The organism is Bradyrhizobium sp. 62B (assembly GCF_030272265.2).
Classification (GTDB): domain Bacteria; phylum Pseudomonadota; class Alphaproteobacteria; order Rhizobiales; family Xanthobacteraceae; genus Bradyrhizobium.
This window is the reverse complement of the sequence record NZ_CP092841.2, coordinates 3,597,899-3,615,121: the sequence shown is the minus strand read 5'-3', so window position 1 is coordinate 3,615,121 and position 17,223 is coordinate 3,597,899. Positions and strand designations below refer to the sequence as shown.

Sequence of the window (17,223 nt, the reverse complement as noted above, 5' to 3'; positions counted from 1 at the left end):
GGTTCCTCAGAAGGAACGAAGGAGGATGGGATTACATCGCGTCCTTGAGTGTGAGGCGTGCCGTGAATGTCACGCTGGTCTTGCCGACCAGCGCCATGCCTTCGACCTCGGCGCCGCCGGCGGAATAATCGCCCGAGAAACCGCAGGTGACCTCCCGGCCGCCGAATGCGAGCGTCCTGCCGACGGCTTCGGTATGCTGATTGACGATCATGTCGCCGCGCCACTTGCCGTTCCGGAACGTGTAGCTGCCGGTGTAGTAGAAATAGCTGTCGCCGCCCATGATGCGCCCGTCGCAGAGCACGACGACTCCCCGCGCCTGCCCGCGTTTGCCGTCGCGCATCTCGATGTCGAAGATGTAGAGGCCGTTGACGACGCGGGCCTCTCCCTCCGCTTGTGCTCCGGTCCCCGCCGCCATCCGATTATCTCCCCCACCGCTCCGCCGCCTCGATCAGTTCGGCACGTTCCGCTCGAGATCTTCTAGCCATGCCGCCGCGCTCGAATCCGACGGCGCACGCCAATCGCCGCGGGGCGACAACGAGCCCCCCGCCGAGACCTTGGGGCCGTTCGGCATCGCCGAGCGCTTGAACTGACTGAAGGCGAAAAAGCGGCGCAGGAACACCTCGAGCCAGCGCCTGATATCCTTGAGGTCATAGGCCTTGCGCCGGTCGTTCGGGAACGCCGGTGGCCATTCGCCCTTGGCCACGTCCTTCCAGGCGTGCTGCGCCATGAAGGCGATCTTGGACGGCCGCATGCCGAAGCGCAGCGTGTAGAACAGGTTGAAATCCTGCAGCTCGTACGGCCCGACCGACGCTTCCGTGCTCTGCGGCTTCTGGCCGGGCTCCACCGGCACCAGCTCGGGCGAGATCTCGGCGACGAGGATCGCGCCGAGCGTGCGGTTGACGTTGTCGCTGAACTGCTTCGAGGAGATCACCCAGCGGATCAAATGCTGGATCAGCGTCTTCGGCACGCCGGCATTGACGTTGTAATGCGCCATCTGGTCGCCGACGCCATAGGTGCACCAGCCGAGCGCGAGCTCTGAGAGGTCACCCGTTCCGATCACGATGCCGCCGTGATGGTTGGCGAGCCGGAACAGATAGTCCGTGCGCAGGCCCGCCTGCACGTTCTCGAAGGTGACGTCGTAGACCTTCTCGCCCTTGCCGAAGGGATGGCCGATGTCCTTCAGCATCTGCGTCGCGGTGGTGCGGATGTCGAGCTCCTGCCAGCTCGTCTGCAACGCCTGCATCAGCGCCAGCGCATGGGTCTTGCTCTCGCTGCCGGTGGCAAAGCCCGGCATGGTGTAGGCCAGGATGTTCTCGCGCGGCAGGCCGAGCAGATCGACCGCCTTTGCGGCGACGATCAGGGCGTGGGTGGAATCGAGCCCGCCCGAGACGCCGATCACCACGCGCTTGGTGCCGGTGGCGCGCATACGCTGCACGAGGCCGGCGACCTGGATGTTGTAGGCCTCGTAGCAATCCTGCTCGAGCAGGCTTTCGTCGCTCGGTACGAATGGAAAGCGCTCGATCTTGCGCAGGAAGCCGATGTCGGCGGCCGGCGGCTTCAGCGCGAACGTCACCTTGCGATAGAACGACTCGCGCTGCCTGCGGTTGTCGTCGAACGTGCCCATCAGCACACGTTCCTGCCTGAGCAGATCGAGATCGACATCGGCAGTGGTGATCTGGCCGCCCTGGCGGAACCGCTCGCCCTCGGCCAGCAGCACGCCGTTTTCGTAGATCGAGGTCTGACCGTCCCAGGACAGATCCGTGGTCGATTCCCCGGCGCCAGCGGCCGCGTAGACGTAAGCCGCGAGACAGCGCGCCGATGTCGACTGGCACAGCAGCGCGCGCGAGCGCGCCCGGCCAATCGTGATCGGACTGCCCGAGAGATTGATCAGCACGCTCGCGCCCGCAAGCGCGAGCTCGGCGGACGGCGTCACCGGGATCCACATGTCCTCGCAGATCTCGACGCCGATGGTGAGGCCCGGGACGTCTTCGGCCGAAAACAGCAAGTCGACGCCGAACGGCGCATGCCCCCCGCCAAATGAGATCGTCTCTCCGACCATGCCGGCCCCGGAGGCGAAATGCCGGCCCTCGTAGAATTCGCGGTAGGTCGGCAGGTAAGACTTCGGCACCACGCCGAGAACGTTGCCGCGATGGATGACGACGGCGCAATTGTAGATGCGATGGCCAAAGCGCAGCGGCGCGCCGACGACTAGGACCGGCATCAGACCCGCGGAGGCCTCAACGAGGCCCGCGAGGCCGCGCTCGACCGCATCGAGCAGCGGATCCTGCTTGACCAGATCCTCGATCGCATAACCGGACAGGCACAGCTCGGGAAACACGGCGACCGCCACCGACTGCTCGTGGCAGGCATAGGCCGCCGCCAGCACGGCCTTGGCGTTGGCCGAGGGGTCGGCGACGTGGGACGTGGTGACACAGGCGGCCACGCGCGCAAATCCGTGGGCGTAGATCGAGTGGAAAGTCATCGAGCGCAGTACCTTTGATCTCTTCGCTGCCGAAGCCGTCAGCTCCGGATCATATGTAGCCCATTGGCCGGGTCCCGTGCAGGCCATCCGCCGTCATGCATAACGGATTTGCAGGGCCGCCGGTTCTGCGCCCGCCGAGCTCAGGCGCTGCGGGCCAGCACGCCCGACAGGTCGTCGCGCAGCCATTTGGCGATCCGCGGCCAGGCATGCGCGTGGGTGCGCGCGCCCATGAACAGGCCGAGGTGATTGCTCGGCTCGGAAGCCGCAGCAATGAAGGCCGGCGGTGTGCCGAGGAGACCGGCTGTGGCGAGCGCCTGCGCAGCCGGCACGACGTCGTCGTCGAGCCCGGCAAGCAGGAACACCGGCACCTTGACATCCTTCAGATCGACCGTGCGGCCAAGAGCCTTGAAGCTGCCGCCGGCGATCTGGTTCTCCCGGAAGATCCGGTTGACGATCTCCAGATAATAGGTGCCCGGCAGATCGAGCGTCTCCGCGTTCCAGCGCTCGAAGCGCGCGAGCAGCGCCGCGCCCTCCTCGTCCGACAGGTCTCTCTGCAACGCTGCCGCGATGTCGTCGCGGTTCGGCGCTTTGGACCACAAGCGAAGCATCTCCCCGCCGCTGACATTGCCGCCGCCGCGCGCGACGAGCTGGTCGTAGACCACGTCCGGCGCGTTACGGGTGAGCCGGGAGAGCGAGGACTCGATCGAGAGGTCGACGGGCGCGCCGACCAGCACCAGCCGCCGCACCTTGGCCGGGAAGCGCGCCGCATAGAGCAGCGACAGCCAGCCGCCCTGGCACAGGCCGACCAGATCGACCGGCGCGCCGATCTCGTCGACGGCGACGTTGAGATCGCCGAGATAGCTGTCGATCGAGAGATAGCGCATGTCAGGTTTGGCTGACCGCCAATCGGTGAGGTAGATCCGGCCGATGCCGCCGTCCTGCAGGGACCCCACCACACTGTGGCCCGGCGCGAAATCGGCGATCAAGGCCCGATGCAGCGCATAGGGCGCACAGACCAGCACTGGCTGACCGGAGTGCTCTCGCGAGCAATCGCGCAGGTGCATCGTCGCGAGCTCCAGCGCAACGCGGTTGGGCGTCGTCCACGGCAGGTTGCTCTCATCCTGCTCGGCCCGGCCGCGCTCGACCCACCAGAAACAAGCGTCCATGGCCAGCCGGGCTGCCGTGAAGGGCCAGAGCAGCGGCTCATCAGGAGCGTGATCCGGTCCGCCCGGCTGTTTGCCGATCTTGTCCACCATGACGTTCTCAAGATCCTTATAGAAACGCCTCGAGGCTGACGACGGACATGCCGAGGTCGCGAAAGCTGCGATGGGCCGCGGCCACCGAACCGTCGAGATCGATGCCGCGGCAGGCATCCTCGATCACGGCCACCTGCAACCCAGCCTTGCGCGCATCCTCCGCCGAGAAGCGGACGCAGAAATCCAGCGCGAGACCGGCGAGGAAGACGGTCTTCAGCTCACGTTCGCGCAAATAGCCGAGCAGGCCCGTCGGCGTCTGATGGTCGTTCTCGAACAATGCCGAATAGGAATCGATGCCGCGGCGAAATCCCTTGCGCACCACCAGGCTCGCTTTGACGACGTCGAGATCGCGATGGAATTCGGCGCCCGAAGTGCCCTGCACGCAATGCGCCGGCCAGAGCACCTGGGTGCCGTAGTCGAGCTCGATCGTCTGGAACGGCTGCTTGCCCGCATGGTTCGACGCGAACGAAACGTGGTCGCGCGGATGCCAGTCCTGGGTCAGCGCCACATTGGCGAATTTTTGGGCGATCCGGTTGATGGCGGGGACGACCTTCTCACCGCCGGGAACGGCAAGCGCTCCGCCGGAGCAGAAGTCGTTCTGCACGTCGATCGCCAGCAGCACGTCGCGGTCGGAAATCTTCATCGCCTGTCTCATTCGATGTGCCCGGCGCGCCTGCGCCAGGACAAGCTGCCTGAGTGTCGGTCTTCCCGCGCAGCTTCGCAACCGCCGGCACCGTGCAAAGCCTGCGCGAATTGGTCACCGGAGGACCGCAAGGATGCAACGCTTTGGCCTCGTCCGTGTTGACTAGGCGCACCCGAGGGCGGATTCTCGCACTGTTCGCGCAGGCGGATCGGGTCGAAAAGTGGAGGACAGGGGTGCCGCGGCCGCAAGGCGGGGGCAGCCACGAGGGCGGCATGAATATCGGCAAGACAGGACAGATTCTTCTCGCCGATATCGGCGGCACCAATGCGCGCTTCGCGCTGAGCCGGAGCGAATTGGCTCAAGGCGATCAAGACGGACCGATCGAGTATGTGAAGGTTGCCGACTTCCCGACCGTCCGGGAGGCCATCGCGGACGTCCTGGCGCGCCGGGCCGGTGGCGAGCAGCCCCGCAGGGCCGTGCTGGCCGTGGCGGGTCCCGTCACCAACAACCGCTGCGTCATGACCAACAGTCCCTGGGTCATCGACGGCAACGAGCTGCAACCGGCCTTGGGCTTCGAGAGCGTCCACGTGCTCAACGATTTCGAGGTGGTGGCGTGGTCCCTGCCCGCCTTGCAGCCTGCCGATCTGATCTCGCTCGGCGGCCAGGAGGGCCTGCCCGGAGAGCCCTTGCTGGTGGTCGGACCTGGAACCGGCTTTGGCGTCTCCTGTCTGGTCGAACGCCATGGCGCGCGCCTTGCCGTTGTCACCGAAGCCGGACACGCGACCCTGCCGGCGGAGAACGAGCGCGAGGAACGCGTGATCGCGTGCTTGCGCCGACGTCTCGGCCACGTCTCGATCGAGCGTGGCGCGCTCTCGGGTTCCGGACTACAGAATCTCTACGAAGCCTTGGCGGAGGTCGACGGCGCTCAGGTGCCGCATCGCGACGCTGCCGCCATCACCAAAGCCGCCCTCGAAGGCAGTTGTCCCGTCAGCCGCGCAACGCTCGATATGTTCTGCGCCATCCTCGGCTCGGTCGCCGGCAATCTCGCGGTGACGTTCGGCGCCCGTGGTGGCGTCTATATCGCCGGGGGAATCGTCCCGCGCTTTCCCGAGTTTCTGATGGACTCCCCGTTCCGGGCGCGTTTCGAAGCCAAAGGCCGGTTCCAGGACTATTTGCGCAACATCCCGACCAGGCTGGTGACCAAGCCCGATGCCAGCTTCGTCGGCCTGAAGATGTTTGCCGAGTCCAATCTGGATTAAGATCAGGTTATCGGTCCTGCTTCCGGTTCCAAGCAATTCACAGTTGAATGCGGTGCACGCGTGGTTCCCCACGGGATCCTGCTTGCGTGCGTGTTCCAGATGAGAAACAATCCTGCCTTGTGTGTGGCGTGGTTGCGGGGGCGTAACATGCGTAAGCAGGATCTTCGTTTCGACTATCACCGCTATCATCGCCTGCTGAGCGAGGCGGATGACGAAAACAAGCGGCTGGCGCTGATCGACCTCCTGATCGAGGAAAAGGCGCGAGACCGGCTGGCCGCCCAGCGCGCTTCGGACCGCGCGGCCATGACGGCCCACACCATTGCCACGGTGCTGAAGAACGGCCGCAACTGAGACTTGCAGTCCGGCCGGGGCCGATGAGAACGCGGGATTGGATTGCGACTCCGTTAACGACGCCTCGCAATCTCACGTCAAACTTTTTGCTCTAGAAGTTCCCTCACCTGATGCAATTCAGGATCAACAAGGGGGCAATGAACATGAGCATGATTTCGATCGCCGCGATGCCGGCCGTCGTCGAAACGCGTTTCGCCGATTCGTCCTTCAAGACCATCTTGCTGTTTTGCTGCACGGGCCTGGTCGCCTCGTTCGGCCTGATGGCACATGGCATCGACCTCGGTGCCGGCCTGATGTGAAATTGCGACAAGATCCGTCGCCAAATGGCCGCCCAAAAGGGCGGCCATTTTCGTTGGCGGCGTTCTCGCCATAACTTAATGCGGCGCGTTGACCGGCGCTCCCGGAAACATCGAATCGATCATCGCCTTGAGCTGATCCATGGCGATCGGCTTGCGCAGGATCGGCCGGCGCCGGAGCAAGGACGGCAGCAATTCAGGTCCGTAACCGGTGGCGAACAGAAACGGCTTTCCGCGACGTTCGATCAGATCGGCGACGGGATCGACGTAGACGCCCATGAGATTGATGTCGAGGATCGCCAGATCGTATTGCGCGGTCATGGCGAACGCGCTCGCGTCCCGTACATTGTCCGCCTCCGCGACGACGTGATGGCCGAGTTCCACCACCATTTCGGCGATCATCATCCGGATCAACGCCTCGTCTTCGACCAGGAAAACGGAGAGTCCGTCCGCCATATCAACCCCGCAGTCAGCCTTGCGAAGCTAACCATACATCAATTGCGGAAAGGATTCACGAAATCGTGGCGGGCGCCGTTAATTCAGACGCGCCCGATCCGATTCAACTTGATCAATCCAATCCGCGCTCGTGGCTCAGGCGCACCATCTCCTGAATGAAGACCTGCTTCTGCTTGTCGTCGAGGCTCGAAAACAGCGGCTCGGCGGCATCCGCGACATTGCGCTGATCGGCGGCCCGGTCGATCAGGAATTGCGACTCGTTGCGCATCTGCTCGATGATGTCGTCGGGCGGATCCCGCTTGGCGCGCGCGACCCGCAAGTTGAGCCGCTCCGCGCCATTATGCCCCAGGTAGTGCATAGCGCTCGAAAAGCCGTACCAGTGCTTCTCCTGATCGGGCGTGAGATTCAGCTCGGTCTTGATCCGCTCGATATAGGCATCGCTGTTGGCGACGATCTGTTCGGCGGTCTGCTGCGGCGCGCCAGGCTGGGTGAGGACCGTGACGTCCTTATTGTCTTTGCCTTGATTGTCCTTGCCTTGCGGTGCGTTCTTCGCCTCCTTGCTCGCCTTGGAGCCCTTGCCCGCTTTGGCCCCCTTGGCATCCTTGTCCTTGGCGGCGCCCTGCTTGGCGTCCTTGCCCGCATCCTTGCTGGCGTCCTTGGCGGCCGGGGCCTGATTGCCATTGTTGTTGCCGACGCCGAGCACACCGGTGAAAACGCCAACCACGCCGCCAATTGCGCCGCCCAGCACGCCACCGACCGGACCCGCCGCCTTGTTGCCGGCCGCCGCACCATCCTGAACGCCCTTGACCAAACCTTGGGCATTGGACACCGCGGAGGCACCGAGCAGCAGCGCGAGCACAGCCCCCAGCGCGAAGCATCGCCGCATGTGAAGCCGCGCTGACGGCGCCGGGTTGATCATTCTCGTCTCCATCCTCGATCTGACTCGCCTGTTGGGCAGCCGGGCCGCCCGCCGCAACTCTATCGTTTCCGCCGCTTCGCGGTCCAGCCGCAGCCAATTGCTGTCCACGCTGGAAAAGTCTTTCGCGCGAAGCGTTTATGCAGGCTTATTCGAAACTGCGGCGTAATTGCGCACGGCGCGGTCCTGGCCGGTTCATGCCAAGTGTGCGTCGCAAAAACATGCGCGCAGCTCACGACCGGCACAGCACGCCGACCTTCCGGGACACAACGTTAGTTCTAGGCGCGAGCCGTTCGGCTTTCTCGACAGACGCGATCAATCATGATCTGATCGCGCTACCAATTTGCTGCGGCCTTCGTGAATTGCCATGTGGGCCGACGGCATCAATAAGAAAATCGAACAGCAAGAAACTCGGAAAAGAAGTTTTAGAGGAAACTCCAACAACAAACACCCAGGCGAGGAAACGAGATGTCACGCAAGAGACTGACGCGACGTCAATTTGTGGCTGCCACTGCAATGTCCTCCGCGGCGCTGATCACAGCGCCCTATGTCCGGCGCGCCAACGCCGCCGGCAAACTCTCGATCGGCTTCTGGGACCATTGGGTGCCAGGCGCCAACAAGGCCTCGACCGATCTGGTCAATGAATGGGCTGCGAAAGAGAAGGTCGAAGTTACGATCGACTACATCCCAAGCCAGGGCAACAAGAACCTGCTGACCATTGCCGCCGAAGCGCAGGCAAAGTCTGGCCATGATATTTTCGCGATGCCAACGTGGTGGGCGCATTCCAATGCCGACCAATTGGAGGACGTTGCCGACATCATGGGGCCGATCATCGCTGAGAACGGCGAGGTGAACGGCACAGCCAAGTATCTGGGCACTGCCGGGAGCAAATGGCTCGGGGTTCCGGCCTGCGTCGGCAGTCAGATCAAGGGTCCCTGCTCTCGCATCGATCTGATGAAGAAGCACGCGGGAATCGACGTCCAGGAGATGTATCCGGCCGGTTCTGAACCAAAGGCCGACAACTGGACGCTGGAAACATTCCTGAAGGCTGCCGAAGCCTGTCACAAGGCCGGCTTCCCGTTCGGCATCGGCCTCGGCGAGACCACCGACAACGTCGATACCGCGGGCGCGATTTTCCTTTCGTTCGGCGCCCAGCTCGTCGACGCCAAGGGCAATCTCACCGTCAAGACCGACGCGGTTCGCCAAGCACTCGACTTCTACAAGAAGCTGATCGGCTTCCTGCCGCCCGACGTCGCGGCCTGGGACGACGCGTCCAACAACAAATGGCTGGTCTCCGGCAGGGGCGCCATGATCATGAACCCGCCGAGCGCCTGGGCCGTCGCCAAACGCGACGCGCCGCAGGTCGCGGAGCAGTGCTGGACTCACGGATTCCCGGCTGGGCCGAAGGGGCGCTTTGCACCCTACCTGCCGTATTTCTGGAGCATATGGAACTTCTCCAAGAACAAGGAGGCAGCGAAGAGCCTCCTCATCGCATTGTCGAAGCCGGCATCCATCGAAAAGATGGTCACGGCCAGCGGCGGTTACGATTTGCCGGCGTATGAGAAGCTGACCACGCTGAAGGTTTGGCAGGAAGAGGGCCCGCCGAAAGGGACACTCTTCCACTATCCAAATCCCTACAAGCATCAGACGCTGTCGATCGCAGCCTCTCCCGCGCCGCCGAAGATCGCCCAGCAGATCTATGCGCAGGCCACACTCACCAAGATGTGCCTGCGGTATCATCAGGGCGAAGCGATGGAAAAAACGCTCGCCTGGGCCGAAGGCGAGTGCGAAGGCTTCATGCGGAGCTAGGCCGGAAAGCGGAGCTAGGCGGAAGGCTCGCCGCGACGCCTTAGGCTGTTTGCGGCGGAGCCTCCGGCTCACTCACTGGCGAGAGCCGACAGCTTCGGCTCTCGAACCTTCCAAAAAGTCGGGTTCACTGACCAAACCGCGCAAGGAAATGCATCATGGCGGATGTCGCATTGCAGCCGGACAGGGTTGGCGTAGCGCAACCGGCGCGAAAACGATCCAGTCTGCAAAAAGCGCTCAAACGCAAATCGACTGCGGCGTTCCTGATGACGCTGCCGCTGATCATCCTCATCACGCTTCTGGTGCTTTATCCTGCGTTCTACTCGCTTCATCTGGCGACCCTCAACAAGTCGATGCAGAGGTTCGTCGGGCTTGGCAACTTCGAGTTCCTGTTCAAGCGCGACACGTTCTGGCTGGTCGTCAAGCAATCTTGCATCTTCGCGATCACCGCTGTTCTGTTCAAGGCGCTGATCGGGTTCATTGTCGCCCACTTCGTCCATAACATTCCGGCCAAAGGCCAGCGCAAATGGCGCGGCATGCTGCTGGTGCCTTGGGTGATCCCGCCCGCGATGAGCACGCTCGCATGGCTGTGGTTGTTCGATCCCTCCTACTCGGCGTTCAACTATACGCTGTCGTTTTTCGGAATCGGACCGATCCCGTGGACGGGCGACGCCGCCTGGGCGCGCTTCTCCGTCATTCTGGTCAACGTCTGGTACGGCGCACCGTTCTTCATGATCATGTATCTGGCGTCCCTCAAATCGGTGCCCGACCAGCTCTATGAAGCCGCGGCGATCGACGGCGCCAATTGGTGGCAGCGCATCTGGTACGTCACACTGCCGATGATGCGCAACATCATCGCGATCACGACACTGTTCTCGCTGATCGTGACCTTCGCCAATTTCGACATCGTACGAATCCTGACCGCCGGTGGCCCTCTCGACCACACCCATATCTTTGCCACCTGGGCCTTCAGGATCGGCATCGAAGGAAGCGATATTCCGCTTGGCGCCAGCGTCTCCCTGTTCATGGTGCCCATACTGGCGGTCGCAGCGATATTCATCCTGCGGGATGTCAACAAGCGCGGGAATGAAGCCTGATGAGCTCAGTCACGATAGACAAGGCCGCGCCGACGCGTACGGTCAAATATGGAAGCATGAGCCGCGACCGCAAATGGGCGCTGCGATGGTCGTATTTCTTTCTGACGCTGTTTGCGATCTTCTCGCTGCTGCCGCCGATCTACATGCTGATCACCTCGCTCAAGAGCAGCGCCGAAATCTCGGCGGCGACCAATCCATGGTGGGTTTTCCACCCGACTCTTGAGAACTATGTCGGCCTGCTGACGTCGAACCAATTCCTGCGATTCTTCTGGAATTCCGCGCTGGTCTCGATTTTCGTCGTCACCATCACGATGCTGATCAGCGTGCCGGCGGCATTTGCGCTGGCGCGGATGCGGTTCTGGGGTTCGGCTACGCTCGCGACCGGAGTGTTCCTGACCTACCTCATTCCGGACAGCCTGTTGTTCATACCGTTGTTCAAGGTGTTTGCCCTGTTCGGCGACTGGACCGGCATCCAGCTCATCAATCGCTGGTACGTGCTGCTCTTCATCTATCCGACTCTGACGGTGCCGTTCTGCACCTGGATCATGATCGGGTACTTCGCCTCGATTCCCAAGGAGCTTGACGAGGCCGCCATCATCGACGGCGCGTCCTGGTTCCAGACGCTGACGCGCATCTTCATTCCGGTGGCGCTCCCTGGGTTGATCGCCGCGACCATCTTCGCCTTTACGGTGTCGTGGGCGCAATTCCTCTATCCGCTCGTGTTCACGACCTCCACGGACCAACTCGTGCTGCCGGTCGGCATCATCACGACGCTGATCAAGGGCGACGTGTTCAACTGGGGACAGATCATGACCGGGGCGCTGCTCGGCGCGGCGCCGCCGCTAATCATCTACGCATTCCTGATGGATTACTACATTGCCGGCCTGACCGCCGGTGCGACAAAGGGTTGATATCTCATGGCTGACGTTGCTTTGCGGAAGGTAGTTAAGCGTTACGACGACGTCGAAGCCGTGCGCGGCATCGATCTCGACATCGCAGACCATGAGTTCATCGTGCTGGTCGGTCCCTCCGGCTGCGGCAAGTCGACGACGCTGCGCATGATCGCGGGGCTCGAGGACATCAGCGACGGCGACATCATGATCGGCGGCGACGTCGTCAACGACGTGCCGCCGAAGGACCGCGACATCGCGATGGTGTTCCAGAACTACGCACTCTATCCGCACATGACGGTCGCGGAGAACATGTCCTTCGGGCTGCGCCTGAAGCATTATCCCAAGGCCGAGATCACGGCGCGGGTGACGGAGGCCGCTCGCCTCCTCGACATCACCGACCTGATCGACCGCAAGCCGAAGCAGCTCTCCGGCGGCCAGCGCCAGCGCGTCGCGATGGGCCGGGCCATCGTGCGCAACCCAAAAGTCTTCTTGTTCGACGAGCCGCTGTCCAATCTCGACGCCAAGCTGCGCGTGCAGATGCGGATCGAGATCAAGAAAGTGCATCAAAAGGTGCGCACCACCACGGTCTACGTCACCCACGACCAGGTCGAGGCGATGACGCTGGCCGACCGCGTCGTCGTGATGAACAAGGGACGGATCGAGCAGATCGGCACGCCTAACGAGCTCTATCACAAGCCAGCCACACGCTTCGTCGCCGGCTTCATCGGCTCGCCCGCGATGAACTTCATCCCGTGCCGGCTCGAGGATGTCGCCGGCACGCTGCAGATCCGCCTCACCGACCGCATCGCCTTCGCGCTGCCGCCGGCCCGGGCCGCGCGCTATAACGCGCTGCCGCGCACCGAGAAGCTGCTGCTCGGCCTCCGGCCCGAGCATCTCACCGAGGCGCACGCGCATCTCGAGCCTGGCGTCGAGACCTTCGACACCGTGCTCGACGTCACCGAGCCGATGGGAATGGAGACGCTGGTCTATTTCGGGCTCGAGGGCACGCCGGTTTGCGGCCGTGTCAATCCCAATGCCGGCGCCAAGGACGGGGCACCCATGCGTTTGGCGATGGACCTCAACAATATGCACCTGCTAAACGAGGCGACCGGCGTCGTGTTGTGACGCCGGTTCAAGAAACTCACGCAGGCAGGGGACGATGGCGACCAACAAGAAGAAAATTTTCGTTACGCAAACTTTGTCGCAAGGGGCACGCGCCCTCCTCACCCAGCGCGACGATATCGAGCTCGTCGAGTTTCCGAACCTGATCTCGGCGAAAGACTTCGAGGCCTTGCTCAAGAGCCATGCGCCGGTCCACGGTGTCGCCCTCGGCGCCACCGCCTTCGGCGAGACCGAGCTCGAAGCGTCGAAAGACATGAAGGTGGTGACCCGCATCGGTGTCGGCTACGACGCCGTCGACGTGCCCGCCCTCTCCCGCCGCAAGGTGCCGCTTATGGTCGCGGGCAGCGCAAACTCGCCCTCGGTTGCGGAGGCGGCGCTGTTCATGATGCTGACGCTGGCCAAGCGCGCACAGGAGCTGCATGCCTGCGTCAAGGACGGCAAATGGGCCGACCGGCTCGGCATGCTGCCATTCGATCTCTACGGCAAGACCCTGCTGGTCATCGGCTTCGGCCGCATCGGCAGCCGTACCGCCAAGCGCTGCCTGGCATTGGAAATGAAGGTGCAGGTCTACGATCCCTACAAGCCTGCCGCGGAGATCAAGGCCGCGGGCTGCGAGCCCGTCGCCGACCTCGATGCCGCGCTGCCTCATGCCGATTTCGTCACCATCCACTGCCCGAAGACGCCGGAGACGATCGGCCTGTTCGATGCTGACAGGATCGGCCGGATGAAGCCGAGATCCTATCTCATCAACACCGCACGCGGCGGTATCGTGAAGGAAGCGGCGCTCTACGACGCCCTGGTCTCCGGCAAGCTCGCCGGCGCCGGCATCGACGTTTTCGAGGTGGAGCCGCCGCCGGTTAGCAACGCGCTGTTCGCCCTGCCCAACGTCATCATCGCCCCACATGTCGCGGGCGTCACGGTCGAGGCGGTCCAGCGCATGAGCGAGCAGACCGCGCGCAACATCCTGAGTGTGCTGGACGGCGATCCGATCCGGCAGAACGTGATCAATCAGGACGTGCTGGGCTGAGCCGAGCTCCGGCCGGGCGAAGCAAGGGCCCGCCTTCGGAACGCCAGAAAGCGTCCCATTTTGGTGCAGATCGAGCCCCAACTCAGCCTTAATCAAACGCGCGTAATAAGCGAGGCCGCGGCGGCAGTGGGACAAAACTAGCCGGCCGCGTCGAGCTGGAGGATGGACCCTTGTCAGAGATCGACCCGACCGACCACGCGCTGGCGACCATCGCCAGCATTTTGGAGAACCCCGAGCCCGTCCTCGTGGTCCGCCAGACCGAGACCGAAGTGGTCCGTCACACCGAGACCGAAATCGTGGTCGCTGGAGACCGTGGGCATCTGGCTTCCGATGAGCAGGCAGTGATCGACGAGCAGCCGGCTCTCGAACAACATCCTGTTGTCGAGGAGCAGCCGCTGGTGCCGGAGCACACCGATGCCGACGGCTACAGCAAGGTGGGACCCGGCCCGATGGTGGCGATCCGTCTCAAATGGACGGTCCATCGCGGCCATGACGGCCAGTATTACGTCCACGAGACCATCGGCGAACAATCCGCCCCCGTGGTCAGCGGCCCCATGACGAGCGAGGCCGCGGTGCATTTCGTCGACACCCAGGAAGATGAGGCGCAGCGGCGCTTCGAGCTGCTGCGCAGCGAGATCGCTGGCCGCAGCTCACTTGCCGATTACGAGCGGAAGGGCGAAGCCTAGCGCTGCCGCCTTTCTCCGTGCACCTCTCCCCGCTGGGAGAGTGCACGCCAAGCCTCTATTTTCTTCCGAGATAATCCTTCTTCACGAGTTCGACGCCGGCGTGCCGCAACAGGTCGTAGGCGGTCGTGACGTGAAAGAAGAACTGCGGGATGCTGAACGTCAGCAGCAGCGTCCGCCCGGTAAAGGGCAGCTCGGTCCCGTTCTTCAGTTTGAAGAAGACATTGCGCTCCGCCGCCGCCTCGATCTCCGCGCGGGGCAGGCTTCCAATGAACTCGAGCGAGGTCGCGATGCGCGCCTGAAGCCCGGCCATGTCGTGCTCCAGTGCCGGCAGCGCCACCGGCTCGCACTCTGCCAGCAAGGCCGGCGCGACAGTGGCGTGGCGGCAGGCCTCGCCGACCTGCTGCGCCAAATCGTACATGTTCGGCGCAAGGCGCCTGCCGAGCAAGACCGCCGGGTTGAACTTGCGGGCCTCCGCATACGCGACACCCTTGTCGAGCAGAACCGACAGGTTACGCAAGTACGGCACGAAGAGGCCGACCGAGGCCTCGTACATCGAGATTGTCACGTCGAGATTCCTTTCAATTCCGCCTCGCCAGAAGCTCCCATCTGGTCTAAATCCACGCCGTAATGAGCTGCACCATGACAGCTTGCGCAGGGGTGGAGAAGAGATGATCGTTCGAATCGCATTGGCTATGGCCGTCGCACTGCTGGCAACCCTTTCGGCCCATGCGCAGCAGGCGCCCTCGCGCCTGGATGAGATCGTCAAGCGCGGCACCTTGCGCGTCGGCATGACCGGCGACTACAAGCCCTTCACCTATCTGGACAAGGCGACGCAGAAATTCAGCGGCTTCGACGTCGACATGGCGGAGGCGCTCGGCAAGGCGCTCGGGGTCAAGGTCGAGTTCGTGCCGACCGCCTGGCCGAAGCTGATGAAGGATTTCGAGGCCGACCAGTTCGACATCGCGATGGGCGGCGTCTCGGTCACGCTCGACCGACAGAAGAAGGGCTTCTTCTCGACGCCGACCATGCGCGAGGGCAAAACGCCGATCGCCCGCTGCGCCGACGTCGGCAAGTACCAGAGCATCGCCGACATCGACAAGAAGGGCACTCGCGTCATCGTCAATCCCGGCGGCACCAACGAGCGCTTCGCACGCGCCAACATCAAGGATGCCGACATCACCGTCTTCCCCGACAACACCGTGATCTTCGACGAGATCGCCAAGGGCAATGCCGATCTCATGATGACGGACGCCTCGGAGACGCGCTACCAGCAGAAGCAGCATCAGGGCGTGCTGTGCGCCGTGCATCCGGAAAAGCCCTTCGATTTTTCCGAGAAGGCCTATTGGCTGCAGCGCGACATGGCGCTGAAGGCCTTCGTCGACCAGTGGCTGCACATTTCCATGGAAGACGGCAGCTACAGGAAGATTTACGCCGCCTGGTTCGACTAGAGCGATCTCAAGGACCGGTCGCGTCAGGACAGACGCGGTGACGCGAGGAGCCGGAATCCCGTTCCGACTGCGGTGGAACGGCGCTTCAGGCCGCGTCCTCCTGTCGCTTGCCCCGGCCCAACTTTGGACCGACCGCTGGCCTATTGAACCCGACACCGCAGGACGGCGACTCATACCGTGACAGTGATCTAGATCACGTTTTGGAATGCCGTCGGTGCGTAAGCCGTCGGTACGGGGACCACCTGTTCAGGAGATGGAAATGAGGAAGCTGTTGGCCACGGCCGCATTCCTTTTGGCGAGCACCGCCGCGCAGGCGCAGTACACTTTCGAATATGGCGGGCGCACCATTCGCATCGACCCGGACCGCGGCACGGTGCAAATCCCCGGCGTGTACGACAACACCAGCCAGCCCAAGGCCAAGAAGGCCAAGAAGAACGAGGCGTCTCCGGGCCAGCAGCCGCCGCAGCAAGCCACGGTCGAGCCGCAAGCGCCAGCCCCCGCGCCCGTCACCACACCGCCCGCCGCCGCCGTGCAGGCGCCCGCACCCGCTGCCGCAGCCCCACCGCCGGCTCCGCCTGCGGCGGCAACGGCGAGCAACGCGCCGGCCGAGACGGCCGTGTTGCCGCCGCCCGCGCCTCCTCCGGCACCTGCGCCAGTCGAGCAGCAGGCAGCGCCCGCCGCGCCGCCGCCGGCCCCGGCAGTTGCTGCGGCGCCACCGGCTCCGCCTCCGCCGCCCGCGCCGGCCCCTGCCCCCGTTCAGGCCGCTGCCGTCGCCCCGCCCGCTCCAGCAGCCGCGCCCACGCGGGATCTCAATTCACCGCTCGGCGTCTGGCTCACCGAGGAGAAGGAAGGCAAGGTCCGCATCGAGCAATGCGGCACCAATCTGTGCGGCTATTCGGTCGACGGCAAATCGAACCAGAACGGCGAGCAGGTTCTGATCAACATGAAGCCCGGCAAGGACCAGAAGTGGTCCGGGCGCATCCTCGATCCGAACTCCGGCTCGACCTATGATTCGACGATCGCGATGAAAGGCACCGATCGCCTGCGCGTGCAGGGCTGCGCCTTCGGCGGCATGTTCTGCGGCGGCCAGACCTGGACACGGGTCAACTAGGCGGCGCCGAAGTCAATATGGCACAGCTCGGCTGACCTTCTTTCGATTCTCGCTGCAATGGATGACGCGACTGTCAGATGTCAGTCGCGATCTCCCGCCCATGAGCCGGAGCCCGATGTCGTGCGCTTGCTCGATTCAAGGGCTCCATTGTGAACCATTTCATACTCCGCACGCGGTCGTTGCTTCTAGTCTGGATTGATAGCCAGACTATTTGCGACTTTCATACTACGCAGTAGGCACCGTTTCGCCGAGATGAGTAGACCGAAAAGAGCCGTTTCTCGACGCTCTGTCGGCGCCGGTATGCGTAAGCGAGCGAGGTTGTTATGGAGGAACTCCGTGCGACGCCATCGCTAGTCTCAGGTGACTGGGGCCCT

At 63.4% G+C, this 17,223-nt stretch carries 18 protein-coding genes; 11 read left to right on the top strand and 7 right to left on the bottom strand.

All coding sequences use genetic code 11. The annotated features are described in order from the left end of the window. Positions 1–31: 31 nt before the first annotated feature. The 4 genes from ML401_RS16965 to pncA form a co-directional block, all read right to left on the bottom strand. Positions 32–415, bottom strand: a complete 384-nt coding sequence (locus tag ML401_RS16965; protein ID WP_211417014.1) for a GrlR family regulatory protein — start codon at positions 413–415, stop codon at positions 32–34. A 33-nt stretch (positions 416–448) separates the two neighbouring features. Further along, the gene (locus ML401_RS16960) at positions 449–2,482 is read right to left on the bottom strand and encodes an NAD(+) synthase (RefSeq protein WP_285812511.1); all 2,034 of its coding nucleotides are present in this window, start codon (positions 2,480–2,482) and stop codon (positions 449–451) included. Between the two features lie 140 nt (positions 2,483–2,622). Then, the gene (locus tag ML401_RS16955) at positions 2,623–3,738 is read right to left on the bottom strand and encodes an alpha/beta fold hydrolase (protein ID WP_285812510.1); all 1,116 of its coding nucleotides are present in this window, start codon (positions 3,736–3,738) and stop codon (positions 2,623–2,625) included. A gap of 16 nt (positions 3,739–3,754) precedes the next feature. Next, the gene (gene pncA, locus ML401_RS16950; RefSeq protein ID WP_285812509.1) at positions 3,755–4,393 is read right to left on the bottom strand and encodes a bifunctional nicotinamidase/pyrazinamidase; all 639 of its coding nucleotides are present in this window, start codon (positions 4,391–4,393) and stop codon (positions 3,755–3,757) included. Positions 4,394–4,653: 260 nt separating this feature from the next. Between pncA and glk the strand changes: the two genes are divergently transcribed. The 3 genes from glk (at position 4,654) to ML401_RS16935 (ending at position 6,290) form a co-directional block, all read left to right on the top strand. Continuing rightward, entirely contained in the window at positions 4,654–5,640 is a 987-nt protein-coding gene (glk, locus tag ML401_RS16945) for a glucokinase (RefSeq protein WP_194408296.1), read from the top strand. A gap of 147 nt (positions 5,641–5,787) precedes the next feature. Then, the gene (locus tag ML401_RS16940) at positions 5,788–5,991 is read left to right on the top strand and encodes a hypothetical protein (protein WP_285812508.1); all 204 of its coding nucleotides are present in this window, start codon (positions 5,788–5,790) and stop codon (positions 5,989–5,991) included. Between the two features lie 143 nt (positions 5,992–6,134). Continuing rightward, the gene (locus ML401_RS16935; protein WP_211417009.1) at positions 6,135–6,290 is read left to right on the top strand and encodes a hypothetical protein; all 156 of its coding nucleotides are present in this window, start codon (positions 6,135–6,137) and stop codon (positions 6,288–6,290) included. Positions 6,291–6,365: 75 nt separating this feature from the next. Here ML401_RS16935 and ML401_RS16930 read toward each other — a convergent pair whose 3' ends face one another. Next, a complete protein-coding gene (locus ML401_RS16930; RefSeq protein ID WP_285812507.1) occupies positions 6,366–6,743 on the bottom strand; it encodes a response regulator in 378 nt (125 codons plus the stop codon). Positions 6,744–6,855: 112 nt separating this feature from the next. Then, on the bottom strand, positions 6,856–7,662 hold the full coding sequence (locus ML401_RS16925; RefSeq protein WP_211417007.1) for a Spy/CpxP family protein refolding chaperone: 807 nt from the start codon (positions 7,660–7,662) through the stop codon (positions 6,856–6,858). A 465-nt stretch (positions 7,663–8,127) separates the two neighbouring features. On the opposite strand from ML401_RS16925, the gene ML401_RS16920 reads away from it, so the two are divergent. From ML401_RS16920 to ML401_RS16895, 6 genes are all read left to right on the top strand, one after another. Then, positions 8,128–9,468, top strand: coding sequence for an ABC transporter substrate-binding protein (locus ML401_RS16920; protein ID WP_212068636.1), 1,341 nt, complete (start codon positions 8,128–8,130; stop codon positions 9,466–9,468). 155 nt (positions 9,469–9,623) lie between these two features. After that, a complete protein-coding gene (locus tag ML401_RS16915) occupies positions 9,624–10,562 on the top strand; it encodes a carbohydrate ABC transporter permease (protein ID WP_211417005.1) in 939 nt (312 codons plus the stop codon). Continuing rightward, on the top strand, positions 10,562–11,473 hold the full coding sequence (locus ML401_RS16910) for a carbohydrate ABC transporter permease (protein WP_025036339.1): 912 nt from the start codon (positions 10,562–10,564) through the stop codon (positions 11,471–11,473). The genes ML401_RS16915 and ML401_RS16910 overlap by 1 nt, the downstream gene beginning before the upstream one ends. Before the next feature lie 6 nt (positions 11,474–11,479). After that, the gene (locus ML401_RS16905) at positions 11,480–12,580 is read left to right on the top strand and encodes an ABC transporter ATP-binding protein (RefSeq protein WP_211417004.1); all 1,101 of its coding nucleotides are present in this window, start codon (positions 11,480–11,482) and stop codon (positions 12,578–12,580) included. A 34-nt stretch (positions 12,581–12,614) separates the two neighbouring features. After that, the gene (locus ML401_RS16900) at positions 12,615–13,604 is read left to right on the top strand and encodes a hydroxyacid dehydrogenase (protein WP_285812506.1); all 990 of its coding nucleotides are present in this window, start codon (positions 12,615–12,617) and stop codon (positions 13,602–13,604) included. Positions 13,605–13,774: 170 nt separating this feature from the next. Continuing rightward, on the top strand, positions 13,775–14,290 hold the full coding sequence (locus ML401_RS16895; RefSeq protein ID WP_285812505.1) for a hypothetical protein: 516 nt from the start codon (positions 13,775–13,777) through the stop codon (positions 14,288–14,290). A gap of 55 nt (positions 14,291–14,345) precedes the next feature. Here the strand turns inward: ML401_RS16895 and ML401_RS16890 are convergent, their stop codons facing one another. Further along, a complete protein-coding gene (locus ML401_RS16890) occupies positions 14,346–14,843 on the bottom strand; it encodes a DUF1993 family protein (protein WP_285812691.1) in 498 nt (165 codons plus the stop codon). A 115-nt stretch (positions 14,844–14,958) separates the two neighbouring features. On the opposite strand from ML401_RS16890, the gene ML401_RS16885 reads away from it, so the two are divergent. Together ML401_RS16885 and ML401_RS16880 are read left to right on the top strand one after the other, a co-directional pair. Then, entirely contained in the window at positions 14,959–15,738 is a 780-nt protein-coding gene (locus tag ML401_RS16885; protein WP_285812504.1) for a transporter substrate-binding domain-containing protein, read from the top strand. 259 nt (positions 15,739–15,997) lie between these two features. After that, on the top strand, positions 15,998–16,849 hold the full coding sequence (locus tag ML401_RS16880; protein ID WP_285812503.1) for a DUF2147 domain-containing protein: 852 nt from the start codon (positions 15,998–16,000) through the stop codon (positions 16,847–16,849). Positions 16,850–17,223: the final 374 nt, after the last annotated feature.